The 6,010-nt window shown below is 65.2% G+C and carries 4 protein-coding genes and 2 pseudogenes; 3 read left to right on the top strand and 3 right to left on the bottom strand.

Annotation, left to right across the window (positions count from 1 at the left end; all coding sequences use genetic code 11):
* Window positions 1-850: 850 nt before the first annotated feature.
* Window positions 851-1,324, top strand: a pseudogene (locus ADL25_RS52095) (transposase); the annotation flags it as partial.
* Between the two features lie 273 nt (window positions 1,325-1,597).
* Here the strand turns inward: ADL25_RS52095 and ADL25_RS45340 are convergent.
* Entirely contained in the window at window positions 1,598-1,888 is a 291-nt protein-coding gene (locus ADL25_RS45340) for a contact-dependent growth inhibition system immunity protein (protein WP_234380577.1), read from the bottom strand.
* Between the two features lie 966 nt (window positions 1,889-2,854).
* Between ADL25_RS45340 and ADL25_RS04945 the strand changes: the two genes are divergently transcribed.
* Window positions 2,855-3,289 (top strand): molybdenum cofactor biosysynthesis protein, encoded by a 435-nt coding sequence (locus ADL25_RS04945; protein WP_234380579.1) that lies wholly within the window; start codon window positions 2,855-2,857, stop codon window positions 3,287-3,289.
* A 43-nt stretch (window positions 3,290-3,332) separates the two neighbouring features.
* Here the strand turns inward: ADL25_RS04945 and ADL25_RS04950 are convergent, their stop codons facing one another.
* Window positions 3,333-3,674 carry a hypothetical protein gene (locus tag ADL25_RS04950; RefSeq protein ID WP_159044885.1) on the bottom strand — a complete coding sequence of 114 codons (342 nt, stop codon included), beginning with the start codon at window positions 3,672-3,674 and terminating at the stop codon, window positions 3,333-3,335.
* 263 nt (window positions 3,675-3,937) lie between these two features.
* Between ADL25_RS04950 and ADL25_RS04955 the strand changes: the two genes are divergently transcribed.
* Window positions 3,938-5,290 carry an NAD(P)/FAD-dependent oxidoreductase gene (locus tag ADL25_RS04955; protein ID WP_059126387.1) on the top strand — a complete coding sequence of 451 codons (1,353 nt, stop codon included), beginning with the start codon at window positions 3,938-3,940 and terminating at the stop codon, window positions 5,288-5,290.
* Window positions 5,291-5,353: 63 nt separating this feature from the next.
* Here the strand turns inward: ADL25_RS04955 and ADL25_RS45700 are convergent.
* Window positions 5,354-5,664, bottom strand: a pseudogene (locus tag ADL25_RS45700) (hypothetical protein).
* Window positions 5,665-6,010: the final 346 nt, after the last annotated feature.

Consider the following 6,010-nt stretch of genomic DNA (forward strand, 5'->3'; position numbering starts at 1 on the left):
TTCCCTCGAGTGGGCGACCTCCTGCCCGCCCCCGCGGCACAACTTCCTCACCCTGCCGCGCATCCGTTCCGAATCCCCCGCCTTCGACCTGCACCACCCTGCCATTGCTATAGCCGAGGCAGAAGCCCATCAAATTCCGGCAATAACCAAGTGAGGAGGCGGCGTCCTGGTGCGGTCAGAAGGCGAAAGCGTGATCGGCAACGAGGCAGAGGGATACCTGCTGTGGCAAGTCAGAGTCGCAGACGCCGAACAACGTGCACGGGAGTTCGTCCAAGCGATGGACTGGCTCACCACATCGCAGCGCGTGGAGGTCGAGCAACACTACGTCTCGGACAGTCTTCAACGCGCCAGAAATGATCTTGAGCGGATTAGAGCCAGGTGCCTGGCCTTGCGGGCTGAGTACGAAAACCGCTACAGAGGGTTGCGGCGGCGCTGCGTTGGCCTGACGCTTACTGTTTGCGCAGTACTCACCACGACTGTGCCCGTTCTCCGCTTGCTTCTCTAAAAATGTGTCGCTCCTGGTAGTGAGTCCAGATTGCTGGGGTCGCCGGTTGTGTCGGCACGGTTGTACCGCCAACAGGCATGACGGAAACTTCGTTTGTGCGCCGGCTCCGATCCGGATGAACCTGCCTGTTTCCCCGTCCTCGTCAGACAGCGTTTGAGATCTGTCGCGCCTGTGCGATGGAGCGGTCGTTGAGCTCTGCGTGAGTGGTGTTGGGGGCGGCTATCCGCCGGATCTGACGGACGACCAGTGGGTGTTGGTGGACCCGTTGCTACCGCCACGCGGGTAGGCCCGAGGGGCGGACGTCGGGAGAAGCACCCACGTCGGCGGATCGTGGACGCGATCTACGTGATGCGGACCGGGTGCCCCTGGCGGCAGCTGCCGAAGGATTTCCCTCCCTGGCCGACTGTGCACTGGTACTTCACCTGGTCCCACGACGACGGCACCGTCGAACACGTCCACGACGTCCTGCGCGGCAGGGTCCGTGAGGCCGACGGCCGAAAGGCAGAGCCGAGCACAGGACTGATCGACTCGCAATCTGTCCGCACTGCCGACACCGTCCCGGCGGCCACCAGGGGCTTCGACGCGGGCAAGAAGGTCAAGGGCCGCGAGAGCTCTCTGATCACCGACACCCTCGGCCTGCTCGTCGCGATCCATGTCGTCGCGGCCAGTGTCCAGGATCGGGATGGCGTGAAGCGGACGCTTCTGTGGACTCGACTCGACCATCCGCAGATTCGGAAGATCTGGGCGGACCAGGGCTTCGCCGGCCGCTTGGTTGACTGGAACGCCCAAATGCTCGGCCGCGAGCTGGACATCGTCCGCAAGTATCCTGGCCAGCGTGGCTTCCAGGTCCAGCCCAAGCGCTGGGCGATCGAGCACCTTCTCGTGGCTTACTGCTCACCGCCGCCTCGCCAGGGACTACGAGACCAGCCCGGCCCGTTCCGAGACCATGATCCGCTGAGCAATGATCGGCCACATGGTCCGCCGCCCCACCCGCGGCCGACCGGCGACACGGCAGGGCCCGCGCCCGCCTGCGCGAAAGGTTTCATAGATACGCGGTCCGCCCGCCCATGGGTAACATTCCGGGTCAGCGCGCTACTGAATCAGGAACCGCTCAACCCTCTGTTGCAGGTCAAGTGGCAGGTCGATCAACTCCGAGACGATCACGCGAAGCTCTCGGCCGAGTCCGGAAGACTCGGCCCAGACCACTGGGTTCCTGGTGAGGACCGCGGACAGCAGATCGCCTTCGTACATGTCACCCTCCGCCATCGGGTTGTCCCGCAGCACCTTGAGGGCCAGCGGCAGGAGGTAGGGCAGTCCTATGTCCTGCCCGATCAACAGACGCATGTCCTCGACGGTCAGCTCGCCAATCGGCCGACGCCGCAAGGCCTGCGCAGTAGCGACAAGACGCGTGGTATCGGCCGACGGGCCGGCCAGCGGTCGCGTTCAAGCTCCTCAAGGGAGCGGTCACAGTTCGGGAGTCGCGTCACCGCCCGATTGTCCTACGACGAGATCTCAAATGCGGTCTCAGAGGACCTGTCGCCGGCCCCGCCACCACGGGGGAGGCAGCGGGACCGACCGCAATCAAGATGTCACACAAGAAGCTTCCGCCCACCTCTTTGAGCGGAGACGTCATGCATCACGCGTCTACTGCGCATCGATAACCAAACGGCTGACCTGTCCACGCCCTGACCATCTGACTACCATCGGCAACATCAAGGGTTTTCATCCCGTGGGTCGGTGGCGAGTTGGTGCAAGTACAGGCGCTCCTGCCTGGACAGGCCCTCCCCCCTGCCGCCGGGGCCCAGTACCGAGATAGTGCACAAGTCCATGTCAGTCATGCTTGCGGTCTGAACGCAATCGATCAGCCTTGGCAGGTCCGCTTCACCCTCTGAAAGGTATGGCGGAGATGGCAAGTGCACTTAACAGCGATGTCGGATGCGGCACCATGCTGAGCTGGCTCGGAACACGGCTTGCCAGCACTGCGATTTTGACACTTTCCTTCCCATCAGACCGGAAGGTCCCTGCCGTCGGCAGACCGACCAGGCAAAGAATGTCTGCTCCGGATATCCTGCGTGCAAGCAGTTTTCGACACTGCACAGCAGTGCGGGATTTGAGGTAATGCACGTGGCAGGACGAAGCCAGAGGCGGAGCGTGCTGCGCTCGCCGCGCTCAGCGCCCCACTAACCCTCACCTTCGGTCCCGCACGGGTGGAAGCGGAGTCCATCACGCATGAGCTGGCCTAGCAACCCTCCGAGCGAGGTGGAAGTGGTACAACTCCTCGTGTCTCCAGTGCACCGGTACTCAGGACGGCCGGCTCAGGGACCCTCAGCGGACCCGGACGGGGGGCTGGTGTCGCAGGTCGAGGTGCGTCGTCACCTCGGAATTGTCGGCGATCGGTACTTCGCTCAACCGGCTCATCGAGATGCGTCGGTGACCATTATGGCGGTGGAGAGCCTGCCACTCGGCATCAACCCCTCCGTTGACCTTCGACAGACCCGACGAAACATCCTTCTCCGAGGCGTCGACATCGACTCCTACATCGGCTGGGTCATTGAGCTCGACAGCGGCAACGGCCCCGTAGCACTCGGTGTCAACCGGGCTGCACGGCCGTGCGCGTGGATGGATGCTGTCATCGGCCCGGGTGCGCAGCGGGCACTCCGAGGCAAAGGCGGTGTGCGTTGCACGCCGCTTTCGAATGGCGTGATCCAAGTCGGCAAGGCACGTTTCCGCGTCGTCGAGCAACTGATCAGCGGCAATGCTGCCAGTCGACGCCGACACAGCTAGCCTTCTACGAACTCGTAACACAGTCTTGGGCGTTGGACGGGCGTCAGGAGCTTGTGCCGTACGTCTTGGCCTTGGGCGCGGTTGTCTTTCGTTGCTGTTGCCGAGTCAGCGACGATGCACAAGCCGACAGCCTCAGCTCACCGCTGGGCATGAAGTCGAGTACAACGGCATCAAGCGTGCTCCCGATCGCTGGGAAGTCTTCTGGGCACGGATGCTCCAGGCTGTCGGGGAGGTGTACGAAGTCGATGAATGCCAGGACCTCGGTTGCGGGCGCGATCAACTCGACATCCACGCCGAAGCGTCCCCGACGCTCCCTGTTGGCTGAATTGCCGGAGCGCTGGAGGAGTTGGTGTTGAACGATCGGCCGACAATGCGGCGTCTGCATGAGACATAGACGGCATGTAGATCGAGCACTGGTCGACTGGGGAGGGATCTGCACCAGAACGCTCGTGAGACACGAAGCAGCCCGTCACCCGTAAAAGGGGGGCGGGGCGTGCGACGGGCTGCCAGCGCTGGAAATCGGCCCATAGAAGTAGACGTGGCGGTAGTCCAGGAGATCGAGCCACTCACCGGGCTCCGCAGGCGACGGCGAAAGTGATCTGATCCGCGCCGAGCGTATCGAGTGTCGACCAACGAGCAGAGGGATTCATGCGTGAGATTGTGATCGTCGGGGGCGGCTACGCGGGCTTCTACACCGCCTGGCGCCTGGAGAAGTCGCTGCGCAAGGGTGAGGCGCGGGTCACGGTCGTCGACCCGCGTCCCTACATGACCTACCAGCCCTTCCTGCCCGAGGTGACAGCCGGATCGGTCGAGGCACGTCACGCTGCTGTGTCGTTGCGGCGGCATCTGCACCGTACCCGGCTGATCGCGGGGACCGTGACCGAGATCCGTAACGCAGACCGCACGGTCACCGTCCGGCCGACCGCCGGCGACGACCGCCCCCTGCGATACGACATCCTCGTGATCACGGCTGGTGCCGTGACCCGCACATTCCCCATTCCGGGGGTTGCGGAGCAGGCGATCGGTCTGAAGCACGTGGAAGAAGCGGTCGCAATTCGCGATCGGTTGATGACCGCGTTCGACCAGGCGGCATCCCTGCCTCCAGGTCCCGAGCGGCGCAAACTGCTCACCGTCACCTTCGTGGGTGGCGGCTTCTCCGGGGTCGAGGGCTTCGGTGAGCTGCTGTCGCTCGCGACCTCGATGCTCAGGTCCTACCCGGAATTGAGCATCGAGGATCTGTCCTTCCACCTGATCGAATCCCGGGGTCGCATCCTGCCCGAAGTCAGAGACAAGCCCGGCGCCTGGGTGGTGGACTCACTGGAACGACGAGGCGCACGCGTGCACCTGAACACGCAGCTCGTGTCTGCCAAGGACGGGCACGTCGTGCTCTCCGACGGCGAGGAGTTCGATTCAGCGCTGATCGTCTGGACCGCCGGCAACGCTGCGAACCCCGTCGTGCACAACCACACGGATCTGCCGGTCGACGAGCGGGGCTTGCTCATGGTCCGCGCCGATCTCCGCGTCGGCACCGACAGCGAACCCGTCGCGGACGTGTGGGCGGCCGGAGACGACGCGGCGGTTCCCGACCTGGCCTCACCGGTGCCCGGAGCTCACACGGTGCCGAACGCTCAGCACGCCGTCCGGCAGGCCAAGCGGCTCGCGAAAAACATCGTGGCCGACCTACGGGGCGGCAGGGTTCGCCCTTACCGCCACGACAGCCTGGGAGCAGTGGCGACGCTGGGCTTGGGGCGCGGTATCTTCCAATACAAGCGCATCGTGATCAAGGGATTTCCGGCCTGGCTGATACACCGGGGCTACCACGTCCTGGCTGTGCCTACCTGGGAACGGAAGGTCCGCGTCCTCGCCGTCTGGCTCACGGCGGCCCTGTTCGGCAGGGACCTCGTGTCGCTGCTTTCCGTGCAGCGCCCCAGGGACGCATTCGTCACGAACGGTTACCCGGAGCGTGCCGACGTGAACCGTACGATCGACGAGGTCGCCTGAGCAATAGCTCCGACTTCGCCGGGTCTTCGCGAGGGTCGGCCGGCACCCCTGACCGGCCGGTGTTCAGGCCCGCGCGCGGTCTGCCGTCAGATAGGCGACGACGATGTCGCCGAGCATCCGGCGGTAGTACTCGCACCGGTCGGCGGCCATCGGGTCATGGCCGAACAACGCCCCGAACGTATGCCGGTTGGCGACCCGGAAGAAGAACGAGCTGATCAGCGCGTACGGGTGAGGGCGGCTATCTTGTCGACCCGCGCCCCGTCGTACCCGGCGCGCGCGAACTCCCGTGTCGCGACGTCCAGGATCTCGGCCTTGGTGCGGGCGGCGTCGCGGACACGGGCGCGCGGTGGTGCCGGTTCGTCGACGCTGCTCATCGGGTTCCTCCGGACGAAGGACGGGCCGCCGCACGGCGTGTCGGCTGCCGGCGATTGTAGGAGCCCGGTCCTGCGGCGCTCCTGAGAAGGACCCGGTGTGCCGACCGGCGGCTTCGGGCCTGGCCCCGGACCCCGGCGGCCGGGGAGCGAGAGGCGAAGGCCGGTCCGTCCCCGTGGACCCGTGGACGAACCGGCCTCGTTGCTTCCTACTTCGACGCAGAGAGCGCCCGGTGGGGGGTCTCGGTGCTGCCCGCTGCGTTCCATTCCGCGATCACGGGCCAGTCGTGCTCGGTGGACAGCCGGCTGACCGTCCCCGTCCGGAGCTGGAACAGCCGTCCCTCGGCGG

This window comes from Streptomyces sp. NRRL F-5122 (genome assembly GCF_001507435.1).
Taxonomy (GTDB): Bacteria; Actinomycetota; Actinomycetes; order Streptomycetales; family Streptomycetaceae; genus Streptomyces; species Streptomyces lannensis.